Genomic DNA, 23898 nt, shown 5'->3' on the forward strand with positions numbered 1-23898 from the left:
CAATTCTTTCATGGAAATGGCTAAAGAGCAGGAACTTATTTTAGTAATTGATTACGGCAGTCAGTATAACCAGCTAATCACACGCCGTATTCGTGAACTGGGTGTGTACAGCGAGCTGCACAATCCGAGTATCACAATCGAAAAGATTAAAGAACTTGAACCAAAAGGAATTATTCTGTCAGGCGGACCGCGTTCTGTGTATGCAGAAGATGCATTTACAGTCGACCCTGCGGTCTTTGATCTTGGCGTTCCTGTACTTGGAATCTGCTACGGTATGCAGCTGATGATGCAGTTGAACGGCGGAGAAGTTGTGAATTCAGATCAGAAAGAATCAGGTGCTACTGAGTTGAATCTGAACAATGAAGTGGATATCTTTAAAGGCTGGGACAAAATTGAAACAGTTTTAATGAGCCACGGTGACAAAGTAACGCAGTTAGGCGACGGTTTCTCTGTGATTGCACAAACGAACCTTTGCCCGAATGCTGCAGTTAAACACGATGAAAAACCGTTTTACGGTGTACAGTTCCATCCGGAATCCAAACACACTCATAAAGGCGAACAGTTCCTGAAGAACTTCATCCGTGATATTTGTGACTGTACAGGCGAATGGACAATGGATAACTTTATCGATATCGAGATTAATAAGATCCGTGAAACAGTCGGCGACAAAAAAGTCTTATGTGCGATGAGCGGCGGTGTGGATTCATCGGTAACAGCGGTACTGCTTCACAGAGCAATCGGCGACCAGCTGACATGTATCTTTGTAGACCACGGGCTTCTGCGTAAAGGTGAAGCGGACATGGTTATGGAGCAGTTTGGTGAAGGATTCAATATGAACATCATTAAAGTGGATGCGAAAGACCGTTTCATGTCTAAACTCAAAGGTGTATCAGATCCGGAACAGAAACGTAAAATTATCGGTAACGAATTTATTTATGTATTTGACGATGAAGCATCTAAACTTACAGAAGTGGATTATCTTGCACAGGGTACGCTGTACACTGACATTATTGAGTCGGGTACGGAAACAGCAACAACGATTAAATCGCACCACAACGTGGGCGGACTGCCGGAAGATATGCAGTTTGAACTGATTGAACCGTTAAATACGCTGTTCAAAGATGAAGTACGTGAACTTGGTGTTGAACTGGGAATTCCTGAACACTTAGTTTGGAGACAGCCATTCCCTGGTCCGGGACTTGGTATCCGTATTCTTGGTGAAATAACGGAAGAAAAACTTGAAATCGTCAGAGAAAGTGACTGGATTTTAAGAGACGAAATTGCGAAAGCAGGACTTGAAAGAGAAATTTGGCAATACTTCACGGTGCTGCCGAATATCCGTTCAGTTGGTGTCACGGGAGATTACAGAACGTATGATTATACGATTGGAATCAGAGCTGTAACAAGCATCGACGGTATGACAAGTGACTTTGCAAGAATCGACTGGGATGTTTTAGAGAGAATCTCTAAACGTCTGGTCAACGAATCTAAACACATCAATCGCGTGGTTTATGACGTTACGAGCAAACCGCCGGCTACAATTGAGTGGGAGTAAGATTCATCATTATCTCATAATAGAAAAGTTCTCAGGCAGATTGCCTGAGAACTTTTTTTATTATACTGTTACAGGTTTCTCCTGTTGTTCTTCCGGATAGTGTTCCGCAAGGTATGCGTCACGTTCTGCCGACGTTATTTTAGCGATGCCAATTCCTGTGGCAGCTAAGATTAACGCAATGACAGGCACCGTGAAGTTCAGAATCGCAAATGGTGCGTATTCGAGCGCGGATACGCCGAGTGTACCGTAAATGAAGACTCCACATGTGTTCCATGGAATAAATACGGAAGTCAGTGTCCCGCCGTCTTCAAGTGAACGGGATAAGTTTTTAGAGTGGAGATTATTTTCAATATATGTTCTTAAGAACATTCTTGATGGCACGACAATCGAAATATACTGCTCTGAGCATGTAGCGTTTGTTGCAAAACATGAAATAATTGTCGCTGAGATGATGCCGAATGTACCTTTGGCAATTTTAAGAATCTGGTTCATAATCGCACTGAGCATGCCGGTATACTCAAGAATACCGGCGAATGTCATCGCTACAATCGTCATGGAAATTGTGTACATCATTTCCATCAGGCCGCCGCGGTTAAACAGATTATCCACCATTTCGTTATTAGATTCGAGAACAAAGCCATTCATTAAGAATGATGCCGAATCTGCAAGAGTAGCGCCCTGCACGAAAATAGAACAAAGGAATCCAAGTAACACACCAATAACAAGTGCAGGTACGGCTTTAATTTTTAAAATAATACACAGAATAACCAGCACCGGCACCGACAGCAGCCACGGACTTATTACGAAGTGTTCATCCATTGATGTCAGCATGATCTGGATATCTTCGGGTGATGCTGTGTTGGTACCGATAACATTTATTCCGATAAAGAAAAATACAATCAGTGCAATGATTAATCCTGGTATTGTTGTATAGAGCATGTGCTTAATATGTACAAATAAATCAGTATTCGTCAGACCTGATGCCAGGTTTGTCGTATCCGATAACGGCGACATTTTATCTCCGAAGTAAGAACCGGAAATAACAGCACCTGCAATCATAGCAGGGTTGATTCCCATACTTACACCAATCCCCATTCCGGCGACGCCGATTGTGGCCATAGTAGACCATGAGCTTCCGATAGCGAGAGACACAATTCCGCAAATCACGCAGATCGTCACCAGGAAATACTGAGGGTTAATAATCATCAGTCCGTAATAAATCATCGTTGCGACAATGCCGCCGCCAATCCATGAACCGATAATCAGACCGACCAGCATGATAATTACGACTGCAGGCAGTGCAAGCCGTATCCCCTTATACATCATTTCTTCCAGGTCATCGAATTTAAAGCCGCTTATAATCGCGACGACCGCTGCTGTAATCGTCCCAATCATTAATGGTAAGTGCGGATCAGTCTCTAGAACGACAATCGCATAAAGCATTGTGATAACCATAACGGTCAATGGAATCATTGCCAGGAAAAAGTTAAATTCTTTTTTTGTACCGTGTTCAAAAAGTTCTTTCTTCGCCATGTTATTCCCCCTTCGTTCATTTTATTATACATAAAGAAATCGCTTTCTCAAATTTCAAAAGAGAGGAAATACATCAGTTATCAGAAAATTCATTGGCTTTAGTCTTTTCATTTATGTATAGTACAGATTAAGTAAAGTGGACAGATATAAAGGGGAGAAGGAAAAATTATGTATGAAAAAGATGTAAATCCAGAGGTGGAGTCGACACCTCAGCCCGGAGGGATTCCCTGGAAATTCATAATTCCTTCTTTAATTGGAATATCGTTATTTTTAATACCATTTCCTTATGACGGTCAATGGCTTGTAGGTATCGGACTGATGGCTGAATTTATACAGAACACTGCTGCACCATTTTTAGTTGAGTTACTGGTCATCGTGTTGGCAATTTCAGCAATTCTGTCTGCATATGCAACACTCGCTAAACCCGATTGGATTACAGAGAAACCGAGGTTCAAAGAATTAGTTGTCATTCATCCATTCTGGTTAATCGTCAGAATTATCGGCGGAATATTTGCAGTGATGGTCTATTTCCAGGTCGGACCGGCCTGGCTGATCAGTGACGCCTCCGGCGGCGAAGTATTAAATGGGCTGTTACCAATTCTTGCTGTATGGACGCTGGTAATGGGGATGCTGCTGCCGCTGCTCGTAGATTTCGGATTGATGGAATGGCTTGGCACAATGGCGCAAAAAATTATGAGACCGTTATTTAAACTGCCCGGACGTTCAGCAGTCGATGCACTTGCATCCTGGATGGGCAACAATATGGTAAGTATATTGATTACCATAAACCAATATGAAAACGGCTATTACTCAAAACGTGAGTCGGCGGTAATCGTCACAAGCTTTACGATTACTTCAATCGGCTTTGCGTTAATCATTGCAACGATTCTGGACCTCGGACACATGTTTGTACCATTTTATCTAACGGTAACAGCAGGTGTATTAGTTGCGGCTTTAATATGTCCGAGAATCCCGCCTTTATCCCGGATCAGCAATGATTATTATGAAGGGGCCGATAAACAAATCGAAGAAGAAGTGCCAAATGGCTATACGACTCTCCAATGGGCGTATACGAAAGCGGTCAATAAAGCGGAGAAAGCAGATTCAACAGGACAGCTGATTAACCGCAGTATATACAGTGCGCTCGACATATGGCTTGGAATGCTGCCGGTCATTATGAGTATTGGAACGATTGCAATGGTGATTGCTGAATTTACTATACTTTTTGATATTATTTCATACCCTCTGATTCCGGTTTTAGAATGGATGCAGATTCCGGAAGCAGCTCAGGCAGCACCTGCCTTACTTGTCGGATTCGCAGATATGTTTTTACCGGCGCTCCTTGCAAGTGGAATTGAAAGTGAGCTCACGAGATTCGTTGTTGGTGCAGTGTCATTAACACAGCTGATTTACTTATCTGAAATTGGAGTTATGCTGATACGTTCAAAAATTCCTATTAACTTTTGGCAGCTGCTGGCACTCTTTTTAATCAGAACAATCATCACGTTACCAATCGTAGTAGTAATAGCTCATTTTATTGTGTTCTAAAAACTCAGTGAAATAAAATAATGTATGGTGAATATTCAAATTTTTATTCGTAAAAATCGTTACTATATGTTAATTTTTTGTTAAACTGAGATATATTAATTAAGTCATAAAAACAGCTTAAAAGATTTGCAATCAGAATAATAAGTGAGGTTATTACAGATGGATTTAGTTTACAAAGGCAAAACTAAAGATGTATATCAGGATGAAAACGGTCAGACTGTACTTTATTTTAAAGACGATATGACAGGTAAAGACGGCGTATTTGATCCGGGTGAGAACCAGGTTGGATTAAAAGTTGAAGGATCAGGTAAGGCAGGACTTCAAATGACGAGCTTTTTCTTTGAAAAGTTAAACGCAGCAAACATTCCAACACACTTTGTTGATTCAGATGTAGAGAAACGTGAAATGCGTGTTAAGAAAATCACTGTATTCGGAAAAGGACTGGAAGTCATCTGCAGATTTAAAGCAGTAGGCAGCTTTATCCGCCGTTATGGAGATTATATTGAAGAAGGCGCAGAACTGCCGGCATATGTTGAAGTCACTTTAAAAGACGATGAAAGACAGGATCCGTTTATTAATGAAGCGGCACTGGAAGCACTGAATATTTTAAATGCAGACGAGTACAAAGAAATCGTAGACTTAACAGTTAAAATCAGTGAAGTCATTAAAGAAGAACTGGCAGCAAAAGGGCTGGACTTATATGACATCAAACTGGAATTCGGACGTGATCAGGAAACAGGTGAAGTCCTCTTAATCGATGAAATTTCAGGTGGAAATATGCGTGTGTATAAAGACGGAGAATATATTGAACCGTTGAAATTGAATGGATATATGTTCGATAATTAATATATAAAATTAAAGAGCCACACCTACAGTACATAACTGCAGATGTGGCTCTTTTGGTGATAAGTCGTCATTTTATGTGCTACATATCACCGAATCATGCTCTTTTGGTGATAAGTCATCATTTTATGCAATACTTATCACCAAACTGGAATATTAAATACAAAATCCTCCGGCATGCACTTTAAGTGACTGCCAGAGGATTATTTTTATTTATCCAGATTTAATTTTTTCAGTTGTTCTGCCAAAGCATTATTAATCGGTTCTTCTTTTTGATTAATGTATTTATTAACAGTCTTTTTATCCACACGGCCTTTATTTTCTTTCTTCTTCCGCGCTTCAAAGTTCGACATTTTTTCACGGTGCCCGCACGTACATCTGAATACCTGTCCGTCGCCTGATCCGCTCAGCGTCATTTTCTTCTTACATTTCGGACATCTCGCATTCGTTATCTTTTCAACGTTGCGTTTATATCCGCATTCTCTGTCCTGACATACATGCATCGTACCTTTTTTACCTTTAACTTCAAGTAATGGTTTGCCGCATTCCGGGCATTCTCTGCCTGTCAGGTTGTCGTGTTTGAATGTTTTCTCGCTGTGTTTAATTTCTGTGACGATATCTTTCGTATGTTCTTTCATACTCTCGATAAATTTCTGTCTGTTCATTTTGCCTTTTTCAATCTGTTCGAGCTGTGTTTCCCATTCGGCAGTAGTGACAGGTGATTTTAAAATCTCAGGTGCAAGGTCTAAAAGCTGTCTGCCTTTTGAAGTCAGTTTGATTGCCTGTCCGTTTTTCTCGAGATAAAAAGTATTGAACAGCTTGTCGATAATATCAGCTCTCGTTGCAACTGTTCCTAATCCGCCGGATTCTGCCAGTGTTTTTTTATGTTCTTTGTCCATCTGGAAGTATTTCGCAGGGTTTTCCATCGCCTGAAGCAGTGATGCTTCCGTGAAGCGTGCCGGCGGTGATGTTTCGCCTGTTGTTTTCTTAACATTATTCACTTTCAGTGAGTCACCTTTATTTACTTCAGCTGTAATATCTGATGATTCTTCTTTATAGACAATTTTGAAGCCCTGATTTAATACTCTGTTGTATTTCGCTTCGAGCTGTTCGCCATTAATTTCTGCAGTGACTGTTGTGACTTCATATTCATAAGGGGGAAGCAGCACGCTCATAAATCTCTGTACTACAAGTTCATAAATACGTTTTTCACGTTCAGTGAAGTCAGCAAGGAAGACCGGACTTTCCGTCGGAATAATTGCATGGTGATCACTTACTTTGCTGTCGTTAACGAAAGAGCTGTTTGTTTTAAGCGGTGCTCTTAAAATACGTGCCGCAACTTTGCTGAACTGTCCGATACCGCTCACTTCAACTCTTTCTTTCAGCGTTTCCACGATATCTTCAGATATAAACTTCGAGTCTGTTCTGGGGTATGTCAGAACTTTATGTCGTTCATATAAAACCTGCATCGTCTGCAGTGTTTCTTTCGCTGACATACCGAAAATTTTGTTGGCGTCTCTTTGAAGTTCAGTCAGATCGTAAAGACCGGGAGCGAATTGTTTCTTCTCTTTTTTCTGAACATCTTTAACTGTTAATGAGTCGGTGTTCAGCTTTTTGCTGACATTATCGATTTTTTCTTCATCGAAAGTAGAGTGGTTATTGCCGTCTGTCCATTTGAACGTCAGTTTGTCAGTCGAAACATCCATACCGTAAAATGTTTTTGCTTTAAAGTTTTTAATTAACTCTTCGCGTGCCTGAATAATTGCGAGTGTCGGTGTCTGTACACGTCCGCAGTTCAGCTGCGCGTTGTATTTTGTCGTTAATGCACGTGTCGCATTTAACCCGACGTACCAGTCAGCTTCACTTCTTGCAGCGGCAGCCTGATACAGATTGATGTATTTATTTCCGGGTTGAAGGTTTTTAAAACCGTTCGCAATCGCTTTATCAGTGACTGAAGAAATCCAGAGACGTTTAACCGGTTTATTCACTTTCGCATAATCCAGAATCCAGCGGGCAACCAGTTCACCTTCGCGTCCGGCATCTGTAGCGATAATGATTTCCTCGACATCTTTACGTTTCAGCTGAGACTGAACAGCTTTAAACTGTTTCGTCGTTTTTGGTATGTGCGTCAGTTTCAATGGAGCAGGCATCATAGGAAGATCGTTCATATCCCATTTCTGATATTTTGTATCATATTTCTCAGGATCCTGGAGCGTTACTAAATGTCCAAGTGCCCATGTCACAATATATTTATTTCCTTCTAAATAACCATTACCTTTTTTATTACAGTCCAGTACACGTGCAATATCACGTGCCACTGAAGGTTTTTCAGCAAGTACAATACTTTTTGCCAAAAATATTCATCCTCTCGTTCAATTAATGTATCTATTAATTATACTTGTTTTACAGCAAAAAACATACCGCAGGGAGTTTCCCGCGGTATGTCTTCATGTCTTATTATTAAATTATATTCGCTTGTTAATTATTTAGGCTCGTATGACCATGTCCATTCATAACTGTCAGAATAGAAGTGATAAACGTAATCATCATCGGACAGCGTAAAGTCATATTTACCTGCTTTTGCAGGCTGCTGATTTAATACTTCCGGATTGTTGTGAGCAAGGTACATCAGGTCTTCATCTGTAAAGTCCTGGTATGCTTTGTCATATGACCAGCTCCAGTAAGTGCCGTCATATGAGAACTGGAAGTAGTAGTCTCCATACATAAATTCATAATGATAAGGTTCTTTCTGCACAGGTGCTGCATCTAAAGCATCCGGTGTATATAGTGCCAGCTTAGCCAGGTTTTCTTTAGTTACATCAATTTCCATATAGTCTACAGCCTGATGAGGTCCAGTCGAACCGTCTGTACTTTCTGGATTAGTTGCATTCTCTTCCTGTTCTTTCAGACGTGCATTTTCTATCTGGAAAATTTCTGCGACTGCTTCGTTAAACTCTGCCTGCGAAATTTCTCCGTTATCTTTGGATTCTGCCAGGCCGTTAACTCTGTTTTGTCCTTCTTGTGACATCCAGGTTACGCCAAAGTCGACATTCGCCCAGCCGTCACCATCCGGATCAGTGTCTGCAGGGAGAACTCCACCCCAGACTGTTTTTGCGCCTTCTTCTTCAACATCATCTGCTTGTGCTGTCCCACTTACTCCTGTGAACGTTAATGCACTTGCGATTAATAGTGAGCTTAATAAAGTTACTTTCTTCATTAGGAAATCACCTTCCTGAAAATTTAACTGTTATTTGTTCTCGTAAGACCAAGTCCATTGGCTACCGTCTGAAGTGAAGTGGTAAACGTATTTGTCATCTGAAATCTTAAAGTCATAAGCACCGTCTTTAACCGGTTTCTCATCTAAAACTTCAGGATTGTTATGCACTAAATCAATTAATTCTTCGTCAGTATAATCATTTTCTACTTCGTCGTATTCCCAAGTCCATGCGTTACCGTCATGAGTGAAATTGAACTCATGTCCGTCACGGACAAAGTTATAATTGTAAGGTTCGTCTTTTAGTGGTGCATAATCTAATGTTTTCGGAGCGTATTGTGCCATTGTTATAAGGCTGTCTTCATCCGTCTGTATGCCGCCGTAGTTATCGCCAGGTTCGTTAAGAAGTGCATACTCTTCATCAAAAATTGGTGCAATCATTGCATTATATTCTGCCTGAGTCATTTCCCCGTCCAGTTGTCTATCTTTTAGTTCAGAAATTCTATCCTGCTGTTTTTGAGGCATCCAATCGAAACTGTAGCCGGCATCTGACCATCCGTCACCGTCAAGGTCCGACTGCTCATCAACTACTTTTGCCCATACTGTTTTCGCGCCATCTACTTCAATTTCGTCCGCTTGTGCTGTGCCATTTACACCAGTAAACGCTACTGCTCCTGCGACTAATAATGAACTGAATAAAGTTACTTTTTTCATAAAGATCTCCTTCCAGAATATCTAACTTTATTTCTAGGGCCAAAGTAACATGGTTAATCTTATATTGCAATTATGTTACGCATATTTCATAAATATTACGGAGCGATAACTTAATCAGAAGATTAACCGGTGATGTAGTTGTACTATTACCCTTTAATTTCTTGTTTACTCATTTAATATGGAGAAAATGTTGTTTTTTTCAGACACCTAATTATCCTAATATACTAAAAATTTAAAATATTGTTTGACAAATAAAATTAAGCATAGTACCGTAGTAGGCATTAACAAATTAATAGTTTTGCTTATCTAGAGCGGTGGAGGGACTGGCCCTTTGAAACCCGGCAACCATTGAGCATTTATTGCTCAAAAAGGTGCTAATTCCAGCAGGATTTTATTCCTGGCAGATAAGAGGAGAATCGGAAGCTCTCTTCTTTAAACAGAAGAGGGCTTTTTTATTTTATCAAAATTGGAGGAATTGAAATGACAAGCGAGCACAACACTACTTACGACTTGGAGACATTATCACTTCACGGCGGTCAGTCACCTGACCCGACGACAGGTTCAAGAGCGGTTCCCATCTATCAGACGACGTCTTACGTATTCCACGACACAGATCATGCAGAGAGTTTATTTTCTTTAGATGAACCGGGCAATATTTATTCCCGTATCGGCAATCCGACGGTGGAAGTTTTCGAAAAACGCATGGCGCTGCTCGAAGAGGGTGTTGCAGCTGTTGCGACTTCATCAGGAATGTCTGCAATTACGCTTTCAATTCTTAATCTGGCAAGTGCAGGTGACGAAATTGTCGCAGGCTCGAATTTGTACGGCGGCACATATAATTTATTCGCAGTGACGCTGCCGAGATACGGTATCAATGTAAAATTTGTGAATCCTGAAGATCCCGAGAATTTCAGAGCGGCGATTACGAGTAAAACAAAAGCAGTATTCGGAGAAACAATCGGAAATCCGGGTCTGCAGGTGCTCGATATTGAAGCTGTTGCCAATATTGCACATGAACATGGTGTGCCATTAATTATTGATAATACTTTTGCAACACCACATACATGTAAACCAATTACATTAGGTGCCGACATTGTTGTCCACTCCGCGACGAAGTGGATTGGCGGACATGGTACATCAATCGGCGGTATTGTCATCGACGGCGGCCGGTTTAACTGGAACACTGATAAATTCCCCGAGTTCACAGAACCGGATTCAAGCTACAACGGAATCCGTTACGCATCTGATTTTGGAACACTGGCATTCAGCACTAAAATCCGTGTGCAGCTGCTCCGTGATTTCGGTGCAACACTCAGCCCGAATAATGCATTCCAGCTAATTCAGGGACTGGAGACATTGCATGTCCGGGTTGAAAGACATAATGAAAATGCAGAAAAACTGGTTGAGTTTTTATCAGCACATCCTGCAATAGACTGGGTGACATATCCCGGTCTGGAAAATCATCCTTCACACGATATAGCAAAAAGGGTGTTAAGAAACGGTTTTGGTTCGATTATTACTTTCGGTATTAAAGGCGGTAAAGCAGCAGGTAAAAAACTCATCGACAACGTTGCGCTCTGGTCTCACGTCGCCAATGTCGGAGATGCTAAATCATTAATTATTCATCCGGCATCGACGACACACCAGCAGCTGACGAAAGAGCAGCTCGAAGAAACCGGAGTACACGAAGAACTCGTTCGACTGTCTGTCGGCATCGAATCCATCAAGGATATACAGAATGATTTAAATCAGGCACTCGCTAAAGCGACTGGTTTAGATGCAGGTACCGCAAAAGAAATAGTTATTAACGATGAAGGGATTATTAAGTGGATTCTTAATTCCCCAGTTGAAAAGGTAGTTAACAGCGGTAGCGAATTCAGCCGTCAGAAGACGATTGCGGTTGTTGGTTTGAGCGGAAAGGAATCAAGACCGAGTTACCGTCTGGCAAGAAAAATGCAGCGTCTCGGTTATAAAATAATTCCGGTTAATCCAGGAGAAAAAGAAATACTTGGTGAAACAGCATATGCGGATCTGAAGAGTGTACCAGAACCGATAGATGTCGTTCAGGTATTCAGAAGTCCGGAAGCGGCGATAGGTATTGCCAAAGAAGCACTCGAAGTTCAGCCGAAAGTTTTCTGGCTGCAGGAAGGTGTCATTTCACCGGAAGCGGCAAATATTGCAAGGAATGGAGGTTTGCAGGTGATTCATAACCGCTGCACATACAAAGAAGCACAGCGTCTACGCGGAACGATATCCACATATGCATGTGAGATTTAAATAAAGGGGACAAGCAAATATGAAAAAAAAATTTACTGACAAGCTGTGGCTGTTTGCAGCCTTGACTTTAATCGCTGCACTGGCAGGATGCTCATCAAGCGACGCGTCATCATCTGAAAACCCGGAAGAAATCCGTTTGGATTATGCATACTACTCACCGACAAGTTTAGTGCTGAAAGAGTTCGGGTGGGCTGAAGAAGAATTTGAAGAAGACGGTATTGAAGTGTCATGGACACTCAGTCATGGGAGTAATAAGGCACTTGAATTTTTAAACAGCGACAGCGTTGATTTCGGTTCATCGGCAGGAGCTGCAGCACTGATGTCAAAAGCAAACGGTGCACCGATTAAAGGTGTATACATTGCTTCAAAACCGGAATGGACAGCACTTGTTAAAAACAAAGATTCGGATATTGAATCCGTCCAGGATTTAAAAGGGAAGAAGGTTGCTGCAACACTGGGTACTGATCCGTACATCTTCTTACTTCGTGCACTGTCGGAAGAAGGACTTTCACAGGAGGATGTGGAAATTGTGAACTTGCAACACAGCGACGGTGCTACAACACTGAATAATGACGGTGTGGATGCATGGGCAGGGCTGGATCCACATATGGCACGACTTGAAGTAGAGTCCGGTGCAGAACTGTTTTACAGAAACCCGGACTTCAATACGTACAGCTTTTTAAATGTCAGAGAAGAATTTGCTGAAGCTCATCCGGAACATGTTAACCGTGTGATTAAAGTTTATGAAAAAGCACGTGCATGGATACAGGAAAACCCAGACGAAGCGGCTGAAATATTGATGAGAGAAGCAGGGATTGATAAAGAAGTGGCAGTGAAACAGCTCGAACGCAATGATTTCTCAAACCCGGTGCCGGGAGCTGATCACCGCGAGTCAGTGATTGAAGCAGGAAAAATACTTCAGGAAACTGAAGCAGTTAAAGAAAACACAGACGTGGAGCAGCTGACTGATGAACTCATCGATTCATCTTACGCAGAAGATGTAATAGAATCTGCGAATTAGTTTGAAAAGGAGTGTTTTTTTGAAAAACAGTATTGAACTGACACAAGGGACATTAAGCAGCAAAAAGAAAGCAGTTAAAACACGTAATACTTCAGGAAAGAGCAGACTGCAGCCGGTAATTTTAGGTGCAGCACTGCCTGTGATTTTAATTGCAGTATGGGAAATACTCAGTCGTACTGGAGTAGTGCCGTCATACCAGCTGCCTGCACCAAGCGTGATTTTGGAAACAATCCTCGGACTCGCTGCTGATGGGAGTCTGTGGGGACATATCGGCATCACGGTTTACAGAGTATTTATCGGATTTTTAATTGGTACAGCATTTGCAGTCATATTAGGTGGAGTTGTTGGATTTTACTCTAAAGCAGAACAGATATTTGATCCGATGATTCAGGCATTTCGCTCAATCCCCTCACTGGCATGGGTGCCGCTTTTCATTCTCTGGATGGGCATCGGCGAGCCTTCAAAAGTAACGATGATTGCTGTTGGTGTATTTTTCCCGGTCTATCTGAACGTCGTCAGCGGTATTGGCGGTGTTGACAGGAAATTAATTGAAGTCGGAAAGATGTACGGATTGAATACATTTCAGTTAATCAAACGGGTCATACTTCCAGCTTCATTGCCGTCATTCTTAACAGGGTTAAGAAGTGGACTCGGACTCGGATGGATGTTCGTTGTGGCAGCTGAACTGATGGGTGCAAGTACAGGGCTTGGTTATTTACTTGTCCTCGGACAGAATACATTATCCCCAGAAACAATCTTAGCGAGTATTGTACTGTTTGCGATTATTGGAAAATTATCCGACTGGATATTGAAAACTGTGGAGCTGCGTTCATTACACTGGCAGGACAATGCCGGGAAAGCTTAAAAGGAGGACTTCAATATGGGATTGAAAATTAATAATGTCGGCCGTGAATTTAACGGCAAAAAGGTCGTTCAGAATATTTCTTTTGAAGCGGCCCCCGGTGAAATTATCGGTCTGCTCGGAAAAAGCGGCTGCGGAAAAAGTACTGTGTTAAGAGCTGTTTCCGGACTGGATAACGGTTATGAAGGAACTGTGGAAATTAACGGTACTGTATCAGGCGGTGTAGACAAATCCACAGGATTCATCTTCCAGGAGCCGCGTTTAATGCCCTGGCTGAATGCGCTTGAAAATGTAACTTTCGGTCTTAAAGGCAGTAAAGAAGAACAGCAGAAACTAGGAAGAAAATATTTGACGGACGTCGGCCTCGCTGCTCATGAAGAACTTTATCCGAAAGAATTATCGGGCGGTATGGCGCAGAGAGTGGCGATTGCACGTGCATTGATTACATCCCCTGAGGTACTGTTGCTCGACGAACCGTTCAGCGCGCTGGATGCTTTTACTAAAATGCAGCTCCAGGATCTATTGTTAAATATATGGCGGGAGTACAATACAACAATTGTTCTGGTGACACATGATATCGAGGAAGCGACATACCTGTGCGACAAGATTGTCGTTTTAAAAGATCAGCCGGGCACAGTGGGACACGAACTTACATTGAATGAACCGCGTCCGAGAGACAGAGGCAGCGCGGAACTTGCAGCATATAAGACAGAGATATTAGGCAATCTGGATTTAGAGAACATCTGATAAAGGAGCTTTTATTATGACATCGAATACAGAGAGAATGATTGAACCGTTGGCAGGAACGTATAACCTTTCGGACTATGAAGAAGTGCGAAATAATTTCACTTGGGACAATATAGATTCTAAACTGAATATTGCATATGAAACGATAGACCGTCATGTCGATGACGGTTACGGCAAAAAAACCGCACTGCATTATGTTAATGGGGATGAGCGAATCAGCTATACGTTTCAGGAAGTGAAAGAAAAGACTGATCATTACGCACGCATATTAAAAAGAAATGGCGTTAAAAAAAGCGACAGAGTATTTGTATTTCTACCGAAAACTCCCGAGTGCTATATCGCCATACTTGCAGTCATAAAAATCGGTGCTATCGCTGGACCTTTGTTTGAAGCATTTATGGAAGATGCTGTCCGCGACAGAATTAATGATTGTGAAGGTACACTGCTGATTACGGATAAAGACATGGCGAAGCGGGTGCCGCGTGGAGATATCCCGTCACTTAAAACGATTCTTTATGCTGAAGATATTGAAGCGGAGCCGTATTTAAATACCGGGGAAGATTATGTAGAATGGATGGATAAAGAAGACGGTATGCTCATTCATTATACGAGCGGCTCAACAGGTAAACCAAAAGGTGTGCTGCTTGCGCATAAAGTGCTGCCGCATCAGTATCATTCAGGTAAATGGGTGCTCGATATTAAAGATGATGACATTTACTGGTGCACATCGCATCCGGGCTGGGTGACCGGAAGTGTCTATGGAATATTTGCACCGTGGCTGAACCGGGCAACGATTGTTATTCAGGGCGGCCGTTTTAAAGCGGAAGAATGGTACAAACTTATTGCAGAACTGAAAGTGACGATATGGTACAGTGCACCGACAGCTTTCAGAATGCTGCTGTCGCAGGGTGATATTTTGAAAAACTATGATTTGTCTTCGTTGAGACATATATTAAGCGTCGGGGAACCGCTGAACCCGGAAGTCATTTATTGGGCATGGCAGGAACTCGGTGTCAGAATTCATGATACATGGTGGATGACTGAAACAGGAGCGCACCTCGTCGTCAATTTACCTGGTGAGAAAATTAAACCGGGATCGATGGGACGGCCGTTTCCCGGTATTGAAATCGGTATTCTGGATGAAGCAGGCAAGATTGTGCCGCGGGGAGAAACAGGTCAGCTTGCTGTAAAAACACCATGGCCCGGCATGATGAAAGATATTTGGGGGAACAAGGATAAATTCAATTCCTATTTTAAATATGAAGGATGGTATATTTCGGGTGACCTCGCTTATCAGGATGCAGAAGATTTTATTTTTTTCCAGAGCCGTGATGATGACATGATTAACTCAGCAGGTGAAAGAATCGGCCCGTTTGAAGTAGAGAGCAAGTTAATTGAACACGAAGCGATTCAGGAAGCAGGAGTTATCGGCAAGCCGGATAAACTTCGCGGTGAGATAGTGAAGGCGTTTATCGTGCTCAGAAACGGTTATAAAGAATCGCCGAAACTGCTCGAGGAAATCCGTGTTTTTGTCAGAAATAATCTGGCAGCCCATGCAGCACCAAAAGAAATAGAGGTGATGCAGGAACTGCCGAAAACAACAATCAGTGGGAAAATATTACGAAGAGAACTGAAGAAAACCGAGATAGAAAAGATAAATGCAGTAAACTCTATATAGGAAGAGAAAAGTCTGTATTACAGGGTAGATACTCTGTAGTACAGGCTTTTTTAAATGAATCTATCCGGTTTTTGTCACAGTTTATTCATACATATAGTATTTTTATAATTATTTAGTAATTTTGACAACTTTGTGAAAGCGTATTAAACTCGGTATAAGAACATTTTTAATTTAATCAAAGTAAAGAGGGGGATGGCTTTCATGGTTAAAAAAGGATCAGATAACAACAGTGATGAGAAGGTGTTTTCGCGGCGTGATTTTCTTAAAACGACAGGTGTAGCGGCCGGGGGTATTGCCGGCGGTGCACTGTTGGGCGGATTTACAGGATTTCAATTCGGTTCTGATCAGGATTCGGAATCAGCTGAAACCGGTACAGGCGGTGAAACTGCTGAGGGCGGCGAAGGCGGTGCGGAAACGCCGGAGTTTGCGGCACGTACTTTCTTCAGCAGACAGGAAGATTTTGCAGCACTTGCAGCAGCGACAGAAAGAATTTATCCGGAAGATGACAACGGACCGGGTGCTATTGAGCTTGGCGTACCGTACTTTATCGATAATCAGCTTTACGGTACGTGGGGGACAAATGGGACGGATTACCGCATGGGACCTTACGAGCCGATGGCTTCCGATACACATGGCCGCCAGGAGAAATTAACACGCGGGGAAATGTTCCTGCTTGGTATCAGACGCTTGCGAGAATATGCAGTTGAAGAACATGATGAAGAGTTTGTAAAACTTGAACCGGATGTGCAGGACGAAATCTTAAGAGCTTTCGAATCCGGAGATGTGGAAGTACCTGGAATGCGTGCAGCAGCGTTCTTCTCACTGCTCCGCAATACGACAATTGAAGGTGTATACGCCGATCCGGTATACGGCGGCAACAAGAATATGGAAGGCTGGAAGATGATTCAGTATCCGGGTCCCCGTATGGGCTGGATGGATGAGATTACTTCCGAAGAGTTCGTTGAACTGGAACCGGAAAGTCTGAGAGCATATCAAGGGGGCGGAATCTAATGGCAGAAGTACTCGATAAAGTTGATGCTGTTGTTGTCGGTATGGGCTGGGCTGGCGGTATTGTCAGTGCAGAACTTGCCAAAGCAGGTAAAAATGTAGTGGGCCTTGAAAAAGGTAACCACGCGACGAGAAGTGACTACATCGGAGTGAAAGATGAGCTTCGTTTTGATAACCGGTTCGAAATTATGCAGAGCTTAAAAGGAGATACTATAACATCGAGAAACGAAATTGACGATACAGCACTCCCTATCAGAACGATGCAGGATAACCAGATGGGTATAGATCTTGGCGGTGCGAGTGTGCACTGGGCCGGAGCGTCCTACAGATACTGGCCGTATGAATTTGAAATCCGCAGCCAGACGATTGAACGCTACGGTGAAGATAAGATTCCTGACGATATGAGCCTTCAGGACTGGGGGATTACATATGAGGAACTGGAACCTTATTATGAAAAATGGGAAGACACAGCGGGTATTTCAGGAGAGCAGGATCCGATGGCACCGGAGCGTAACAAGCCCTGGCCGAATCCTCCGTTAAATGAAACACCATCATTAAAAATGTTTAAAGATGCTGCGACGAACCTGGGACTTCATCCGTTTCAGATAGCTGCAGGTAATATGTCACAGAACTATGAAAACCCGGATGGGGAAAAGCTGAATGCATGTATGTACTGTTCGTTCTGTACGAGAGCAGGATGTGACTTTGATGCGAAATCGGATCCGCTGGCAACAGTAATTCCGACAGCGATGAGACATGATAACTTTGAACTGCGCACGCGCGCAAATGTGCGCCGCGTACTTTACGATGACGACAGCAAAGAAGCAACAGGTGTAATGTACGTCGATGAAACGACAGGTGAAGAGTTCGAGCAGCCTGCAGATGTTGTCGTACTTGCGGCATTCGCATTTACAAACAACAGACTGCTGATGCTGTCGGATATCGGTGAGCAGTACGATCCGAAAACACGTGAAGGGCTGATCGGCCGTAACTTTAACGGCCAGTACAACTCTGCATTCCATGGTGTCAGAGGATTCTTCAATGATAAGCAGTTCAACCTGTACATGGGAGCGGGAGCACTTGGTGCAGCCGTTAACGACTATGCAGCAGATAACTTTGACCATTCGGATCTGGACTTTATCGGCGGCGGGGCAATTGAATTAAGACAATACGGCTTCGCAGCAATCTCGAGCAGTAATAACTACACGAGAGAAGTCCCGAGCTGGGGTGCGGATTATAAAGCGGAATCGCTGAAATATGCACACAGTGCACTGCGCATCTGGTATACAAATATCGCGATGTCATACTGGCATAACTATGTGGATCTCGATCCGACGTACAAAGATGAGTACGGCGATCCGTTACTTCGCATTACGTATAAATTTGGTTCGAACGAAAAACCGATTGCGAAATTCGGTGTTGAAAAATGCCGTGAGATTATGGAAGAAATGGGCGCTGACATCATTGAAGAAGATGAAATTGCCGAGGAATTCGACCATGTATTCTCAGGCGGACATTATACAGGCGGTGTAGTAATGGGGGACGATCCCGAAACATCAGTAGTGAATAACTACCTGCAGATGTGGGATGTTGATAACCTGTTTGTTGTCGGCGGATCTGCATTCCCGCAGTTCGGCGGACATCACCCGACACCGACTATCGGTGCACTGGCATACAGAGCAGCTGAAGGCGTTGAACGCTTCTTAGATGAAGGCGGACAGCTTGCGACAGCGAAAAGTAAAACAATGAGAGCATAGCATAAAACAACCAGCACTCCCTGACCGTCGGTCAGGGAGTTTTTTAATGCCTTAATGTATAATAGCAGCTAAAAGGAGCGGATATATTATGGCGAAATTGATTCATACAGAGAGTGAACTTAAGACTAAAGATAAATCAATTAAAAAGATATTCGGGAACGAACAGTCGAATATCGTCAATATTCAGCTGAAAACAGGGGAAGAGATTCCGGAACATAATTCTAAAAACCCTGTTTTTATTATCGTGCGGAGCGGTACAGTGAAGTTTATTTGTCCGGATGAGGAATACTTACTTCAGGACAGTGATATTCTGTTTATGGAAGCAGAAGAAATGCACAGTGTTGAAGCGGTCACGGATACTGATTTTCTTGTAGTATTTTTAAAGTAAATATTTAGGAGCATTTGATATGTACAGAGAGACAATAAAAACAATGAGCATCAGTGCGCGGAATAAATTGAATTATTATGAAGAATCACATATGAAATTTTTGGTCTCATCGATGCTCGCGGGTGCGTATATCGGTGTAGGCTGTATCGTATTGTTTTTCATGGGCGGGCCGTTATTTGCAGTGGACTCTCCATTTGTTAACCTGATCACAGGTATTACATTCGGTGTCGCACTGGCAATTGTTATATGGGCAGGGTCTGATTTATTTACAGGCAACGTTATGATATTTGCATTCGGTGCACTGACCAAAACAATTACGTGGAAACAGACGACAGTACTCTTGATCTGGTGTTACATTGGGAATTTAATCGGTGCACTCGCATTTTCGTACTTTGTTTACTTAAGCGGGATATTCCCGGAAATTAATGTCGACAGTTATACAGTATTTACAGCAGCCGGGAAGATGAGCGACGGCTTTATTCCCCTCCTGTTCCAGGGCATTTTATGTAACTGGCTGGTATGTCTGGCAATCTGGACGTCGACGCGTGCAACCAATGAAATGGCGAAGCTGTCATTGATTTTTGTGCTGATTTTTGCATTCGTTGCAGTGGGCTTTGAGCACAGTATTGCCAACATGGTAATTATGGCAATCGCCCTTCTGCACAGCAGTGTGGATACAGTGACAGTCGGCGGATTCATCTATAATTTAATTCCGGTCACTATAGGTAATATTATCGGCGGCGGGATTTTCGTTGCATGTATTTACTATTATTTGAATGGCGGGTATAAGGAAAAGATTTAGTGTATAGTTTACAGAAAGAAATAATTTAAACAAAAGGGGAGCTGTAATAATGTTTAAAAGAGACGGTACAATTTCATTTTTAACAAAGCTGTTATCAATTAACAGTCCGACAGGTTATACGAACAATGCGGTAAGTTTTTTACGGGAAACAATTGAAGACATCGGTTATGAAACTCTCACAACACCAAAGGGGAACCTTATTGTTCAGGTAGACGGTGAAAATGCTGAGGTGACACGGGGACTGAGTGCCCACGTAGATACGCTGGGTCTGATGGTACGTTCAATTAACTCGGACGGTACATTATCGCTGACTAAACTCGGCGGACCGCTGACTCCGACACTGGATGGTGAATACTGCGATATTATTACGCGCGATGACAAAGTGTACACAGGAACGATTCTGTCAAAATCACCATCAATTCACGTGTTTAAAGACGCATCGACGAAAGAACGTGATATCGACAGTCTGATTGTAAAACTGGACGAACGTGTAGAGAATAAAGAAGATGTACAAAATATTGGTATTCAGAACGGTGATATTGTCGCATACGATCCGAAAGTCGTTGTGACGGATTCAGGATTTATTAAATCACGCTTCCTGGACGATAAAGCATCAGTGGCTGTACTTGTCAGTATCTTAAAAATGATGAAACAGGAAAATATTGTACCATCGACGAATCTGAAATTTATCTTCTCGACATATGAAGAAGTTGGACATGGTGCAGCATGGATTCCGGAAGATATTACAGAGCTTCTTGCAGTGGATATGGGCTGTATCGGGCTGGATCTTGAATGTATGGAATACGATGTATCAATCTGTGCGAAAGATTCATCAGGTCCGTACGATTACGATATGACGACAAAGCTGATTAACTTTGCGAAAGAAAAAGAACTGAGCTATGCGGTGGATATTTATCCGATGTACGGCAGTGACGCATCAGCAGCACTGGGCGGCGGTGCAAACATTAAAGCAGCATTGATCGGACCTGGAGTGGCGAGCAGTCACGGTATGGAACGTACGCATATCGATGCACTGGAAAACACGTTTGAACTGGTTTCTGAATACATTCAGAATTAATAAAATCACTTCATTAAGGTGCTGCTGCTGATGTTTAAATATGTTTTTTTAATAGGTTCAGTGTACATCTCGTCGATAATAGCCATTGTCACAGATTTCTTTGACGGAATTCCGTGGTATATCCAATTTGGTCCGCTAATAGTATTCGGAGGTATTACTGCCATTATCATTATACTGGACATGAATGATGAAGAAGACCTGGAACAGGAAGAAACGGATAGAGAACCACAAAAAGACGTAAAGAAGATTTACTTCATCCAGGATCTTATCCTGTTATCTATTTTAATTCCGACAGTAGGGATGAATCTGTTTTTCGGAGAACCGAAAAACGATATTTTGAACATAGGGGAGTTAGGCTTCTGGATATTTTTTGCTGCTGTGCCGATTCTGAACAGAGTATACATCAAGATAATGGAGAGACGGTTTAAAGCTTAATATTTTAATTATTATGTTACATAGATTTACAACAGATTTAATCAACCTTTAAATATAAAAATAGGGTGTTGTTAGTGTGGTAAAAGGTGAATTATTAAGAGGTTCATTGTATGTGACTTTAATTAATTTAATCATTCTGGATTTCTATCATACAATTCCATGGTATATACAGTACGGACCAATAATTGTCGTCGGAATTGTCACAGTGCTCTCGGTTGTCTTAGATAAAGATAATAATGAAGAAGAAAATAAAAAAGCTCCAATATTATACCGGCTTTTTCTGCTGATCTCGCTTTGTCTGGTCGTTATCAGCATGAATGTTGCTGTCGGAGAACCGTCAACAGAGCTGTTTAACATATATAGTTTGAGTTTTTGGACTATCTTTATTGCTGTACCGCTGCTGAGCAGTGTCTACAGTAAGGTTAAAGAAAGAGAATCTTGAATATTTTATTTACAACAGGGTATTCAACTTTTAAATATAAAAATAGGGTGTTGTTAGTGTGTCCAGAAGTGTAATTTTAATCTTGTCATTGTACATTTCGATTTTAATCATGATTATTGCCGACTTCTTTCCCGGTACTTCCTGGATTGTTCAATTCGGACCGATGGTACTGGTGTGGATTGTCATAGGATTAATTTATATTTTTGCTAAAGATGATCCTGAAGAGGAAATTGATAAAAATGAAAGAAAAAGAAGCAGAAGGTATTTGCTGTCGTCTATTGTAATCATATGGCTGGTTACTATCAGTTTAAATATTTTTGTTGGGGAGCCGGCAGGTGATTTATTCAATATTTACAAAGCGGAATTCTGGTTTCTGCTGGTTGCTTTACCATTACTCTCTCAATTTAACTTTAAAAAAAGTACGGACGGAGTTTAATCTGCCCAAACCAGTTTCCTTAGTATGAGGAAGCTGGTTTTTTATTGACCTGAAGCAGACTTCAGCATTTATACTTAGAGAAAGGGTATATAAGTATTACCAATACTAAAGTTGGAGATGATGATTTTGGAACTCGAGACACTTTTAAAAAACATGCAGAGAGACGGCGTGCTTAATGCCGGATCTGATGAAGATGCAGCAATGAGGAAGTTTTCTGCAGAGACAAGAAGATTATGTGCAGAACTGAATAATAGTGTTTATACTGACGACGAGATTAGAAATTATATGTCTGGCATTACCGGTCATGAAATAGATGACAGCTTTTCTTTATTTGTGCCGTTTACTGCTGATTTCGGCAAGAATATTAAGATTGGCAAGAATGTATTTATTAATTCGGGATGCCGTTTTCAGGATCAGGGCGGTATCACTATTGGAGATGGCAGCTTAATCGGTCACAATGTTGTTCTTGCAACGATTAATCATGACTATAATCCAAATAACAGAGGCACGATGTACTTACTGCCGATCGTGCTTGAAAAGAATGCCTGGATTGGCTCCAGTGCTACAGTACTTCCGGGAGTAACAATCGGAGAAAATTCAATTGTTGCAGCAGGTTCGGTAGTTACAAAAGATGTACCTGCCAATACAATTGTTGCAGGAAATCCTGCAAAATTTATTAGTAATCTGGAAGATAAAATTAAATAATTCAATCTTCACTTCTGCATCCTCATTACCGGGTGCTGCAGAGAGATTTTGTATATTTTCCAGTCTGTCAGGCGGAGTATATGAAAAATCTGTCGGGAATCCTTTATAGCACAGTAGAAGAATTAGAACACCGTAGCACTCTGTGTGTTATGGTCTTTTTTATGAGGGTATAAATAGAATGATTATATGAATTGCGAGGAATTTAAAATGAAATTAAAACCGCTGAAAATATCTGCTGAATTGGAGAGTGTTTCATACGAATCGGTTGTCGCTGATGAAGATCAGATATTTGACGGAATTGAGATTAACGATGCTGAGCTTCTCGATACGGATTTAAGAAGATTAATTTCTTATAACTCTGTTATTAAGAACAGTAATTTATCGAATAACGAATTTGATAATGCAGATTTAACTGATACGAGATTTATTAACTGTGATTTCTCAAATACAGTATTTAACGGTGCTTCCGTGCATAACGTTGAGTTTATTAACTGTAAAATGATCGGTGTCAGTTTTGATGAATCCAGAATTAAAAACGTTAAGTTTCAGGGGTCACTGCTAAATTTGTCAGGCATAAGCGAATCGAAGCTTGAGAGTGTGTTATTTGAACATGCACGTATGGTGACTGCCGATTTTTATAATAATAAATTTAAGAATATTGGTTTTGAAAACTGTGATTTAACAGAAGCGAGATTTTTTGATACATCACTCAAAGGTGTCGATATCAGCTCATCTCATTTTGAATCATTGAGTATTAAGCGTGAAGATCTGGAAGGCTGTATCGTATCAAGTATACAGGCGATTCAGATGGCTGCATTGATGGGACTCGTAGTGAAGGATGATTAAATAAGGAGG

At 41.7% G+C, this 23898-nt stretch carries 22 protein-coding genes and 1 riboswitch; of the genes, 18 read left to right on the forward strand and 4 right to left on the reverse strand.

Annotated features, from left to right (window positions below):
- Positions 1 to 10: 10 nt before the first annotated feature.
- On the forward strand, positions 11 to 1555 hold the full coding sequence (gene guaA / locus HNR41_RS08285) for a glutamine-hydrolyzing GMP synthase (protein WP_184283577.1): 1545 nt from the start codon (positions 11 to 13) through the stop codon (positions 1553 to 1555).
- 60 nt (positions 1556 to 1615) lie between these two features.
- Here guaA and nhaC read toward each other — a convergent pair whose 3' ends face one another.
- Entirely contained in the window at positions 1616 to 3088 is a 1473-nt protein-coding gene (nhaC, locus tag HNR41_RS08290) for a Na+/H+ antiporter NhaC (protein ID WP_184283579.1), read from the reverse strand.
- A 168-nt stretch (positions 3089 to 3256) separates the two neighbouring features.
- Between nhaC and HNR41_RS08295 the strand changes: the two genes are divergently transcribed.
- Complete coding sequence (locus HNR41_RS08295) at positions 3257 to 4636, forward strand: YjiH family protein (protein WP_184283581.1); 1380 nt, start codon at positions 3257 to 3259, stop codon at positions 4634 to 4636.
- 159 nt (positions 4637 to 4795) lie between these two features.
- Positions 4796 to 5482, forward strand: coding sequence for a phosphoribosylaminoimidazolesuccinocarboxamide synthase (locus tag HNR41_RS08300; protein WP_184283583.1), 687 nt, complete (start codon positions 4796 to 4798; stop codon positions 5480 to 5482).
- A gap of 206 nt (positions 5483 to 5688) precedes the next feature.
- Here HNR41_RS08300 and HNR41_RS08305 read toward each other — a convergent pair whose 3' ends face one another.
- The 3 genes from HNR41_RS08305 to HNR41_RS08315 all read right to left on the reverse strand — a co-directional run bounded on the left by HNR41_RS08305 (position 5689) and on the right by HNR41_RS08315 (position 9407).
- Positions 5689 to 7833, reverse strand: a complete 2145-nt coding sequence (locus tag HNR41_RS08305; RefSeq protein WP_184283585.1) for a DNA topoisomerase III — start codon at positions 7831 to 7833, stop codon at positions 5689 to 5691.
- 128 nt (positions 7834 to 7961) lie between these two features.
- Positions 7962 to 8696 (reverse strand): hypothetical protein, encoded by a 735-nt coding sequence (locus HNR41_RS08310; protein ID WP_184283586.1) that lies wholly within the window; start codon positions 8694 to 8696, stop codon positions 7962 to 7964.
- A 30-nt stretch (positions 8697 to 8726) separates the two neighbouring features.
- Positions 8727 to 9407 (reverse strand): hypothetical protein, encoded by a 681-nt coding sequence (locus tag HNR41_RS08315; RefSeq protein WP_184283588.1) that lies wholly within the window; start codon positions 9405 to 9407, stop codon positions 8727 to 8729.
- Positions 9408 to 9706: 299 nt separating this feature from the next.
- Positions 9707 to 9818, forward strand: a riboswitch (SAM riboswitch).
- A gap of 69 nt (positions 9819 to 9887) precedes the next feature.
- Here HNR41_RS08315 and HNR41_RS08320 point away from each other — a divergent pair.
- From HNR41_RS08320 to HNR41_RS08390, 15 genes are all read left to right on the forward strand, one after another.
- Positions 9888 to 11684, forward strand: a complete 1797-nt coding sequence (locus HNR41_RS08320) for a PLP-dependent aspartate aminotransferase family protein (protein ID WP_184283590.1) — start codon at positions 9888 to 9890, stop codon at positions 11682 to 11684.
- 19 nt (positions 11685 to 11703) lie between these two features.
- Positions 11704 to 12705: an aliphatic sulfonate ABC transporter substrate-binding protein gene (locus HNR41_RS08325; RefSeq protein WP_184283591.1), complete on the forward strand. Its 1002-nt coding sequence runs from the start codon at positions 11704 to 11706 to the stop codon at positions 12703 to 12705.
- Positions 12706 to 12724: 19 nt separating this feature from the next.
- Positions 12725 to 13570, forward strand: a complete 846-nt coding sequence (locus HNR41_RS08330; RefSeq protein ID WP_376698672.1) for an ABC transporter permease — start codon at positions 12725 to 12727, stop codon at positions 13568 to 13570.
- Between the two features lie 15 nt (positions 13571 to 13585).
- Positions 13586 to 14314, forward strand: a complete 729-nt coding sequence (locus HNR41_RS08335; RefSeq protein WP_184283593.1) for an ABC transporter ATP-binding protein — start codon at positions 13586 to 13588, stop codon at positions 14312 to 14314.
- A 16-nt stretch (positions 14315 to 14330) separates the two neighbouring features.
- Entirely contained in the window at positions 14331 to 15992 is a 1662-nt protein-coding gene (acsA, locus tag HNR41_RS08340) for an acetate--CoA ligase (protein WP_184283595.1), read from the forward strand.
- A 201-nt stretch (positions 15993 to 16193) separates the two neighbouring features.
- Positions 16194 to 17003, forward strand: coding sequence for a gluconate 2-dehydrogenase subunit 3 family protein (locus HNR41_RS08345; protein ID WP_184283597.1), 810 nt, complete (start codon positions 16194 to 16196; stop codon positions 17001 to 17003).
- Positions 17003 to 18757 (forward strand): GMC family oxidoreductase, encoded by a 1755-nt coding sequence (locus tag HNR41_RS08350; protein WP_184283599.1) that lies wholly within the window; start codon positions 17003 to 17005, stop codon positions 18755 to 18757. Before HNR41_RS08345 ends, HNR41_RS08350 begins: the two co-directional genes overlap by 1 nt.
- Positions 18758 to 18845: 88 nt before the next feature.
- Positions 18846 to 19145 (forward strand): cupin domain-containing protein, encoded by a 300-nt coding sequence (locus HNR41_RS08355; protein ID WP_184283601.1) that lies wholly within the window; start codon positions 18846 to 18848, stop codon positions 19143 to 19145.
- Between the two features lie 19 nt (positions 19146 to 19164).
- Positions 19165 to 19947: a formate/nitrite transporter family protein gene (locus HNR41_RS08360; protein ID WP_184283603.1), complete on the forward strand. Its 783-nt coding sequence runs from the start codon at positions 19165 to 19167 to the stop codon at positions 19945 to 19947.
- A gap of 49 nt (positions 19948 to 19996) precedes the next feature.
- Positions 19997 to 21025, forward strand: a complete 1029-nt coding sequence (locus tag HNR41_RS08365; protein WP_184283605.1) for a M42 family metallopeptidase — start codon at positions 19997 to 19999, stop codon at positions 21023 to 21025.
- Positions 21026 to 21055: 30 nt separating this feature from the next.
- A complete protein-coding gene (locus HNR41_RS08370) occupies positions 21056 to 21460 on the forward strand; it encodes a hypothetical protein (RefSeq protein WP_184283606.1) in 405 nt (134 codons plus the stop codon).
- Positions 21461 to 21536: 76 nt separating this feature from the next.
- The gene (locus HNR41_RS08375; protein ID WP_184283608.1) at positions 21537 to 21902 is read left to right on the forward strand and encodes a hypothetical protein; all 366 of its coding nucleotides are present in this window, start codon (positions 21537 to 21539) and stop codon (positions 21900 to 21902) included.
- Positions 21903 to 21960: 58 nt separating this feature from the next.
- Positions 21961 to 22338, forward strand: a complete 378-nt coding sequence (locus HNR41_RS08380; RefSeq protein ID WP_184283610.1) for an accessory gene regulator B family protein — start codon at positions 21961 to 21963, stop codon at positions 22336 to 22338.
- A gap of 120 nt (positions 22339 to 22458) precedes the next feature.
- A complete protein-coding gene (locus HNR41_RS08385; protein ID WP_184283769.1) occupies positions 22459 to 23043 on the forward strand; it encodes a sugar O-acetyltransferase in 585 nt (194 codons plus the stop codon).
- A gap of 207 nt (positions 23044 to 23250) precedes the next feature.
- Positions 23251 to 23889 (forward strand): pentapeptide repeat-containing protein, encoded by a 639-nt coding sequence (locus HNR41_RS08390; RefSeq protein ID WP_184283612.1) that lies wholly within the window; start codon positions 23251 to 23253, stop codon positions 23887 to 23889.
- Positions 23890 to 23898: the final 9 nt, after the last annotated feature.

The organism is Jeotgalicoccus coquinae, assembly GCF_014207425.1.
In the GTDB taxonomy this organism is placed as follows: Bacteria; Bacillota; Bacilli; order Staphylococcales; family Salinicoccaceae; genus Jeotgalicoccus; species Jeotgalicoccus coquinae.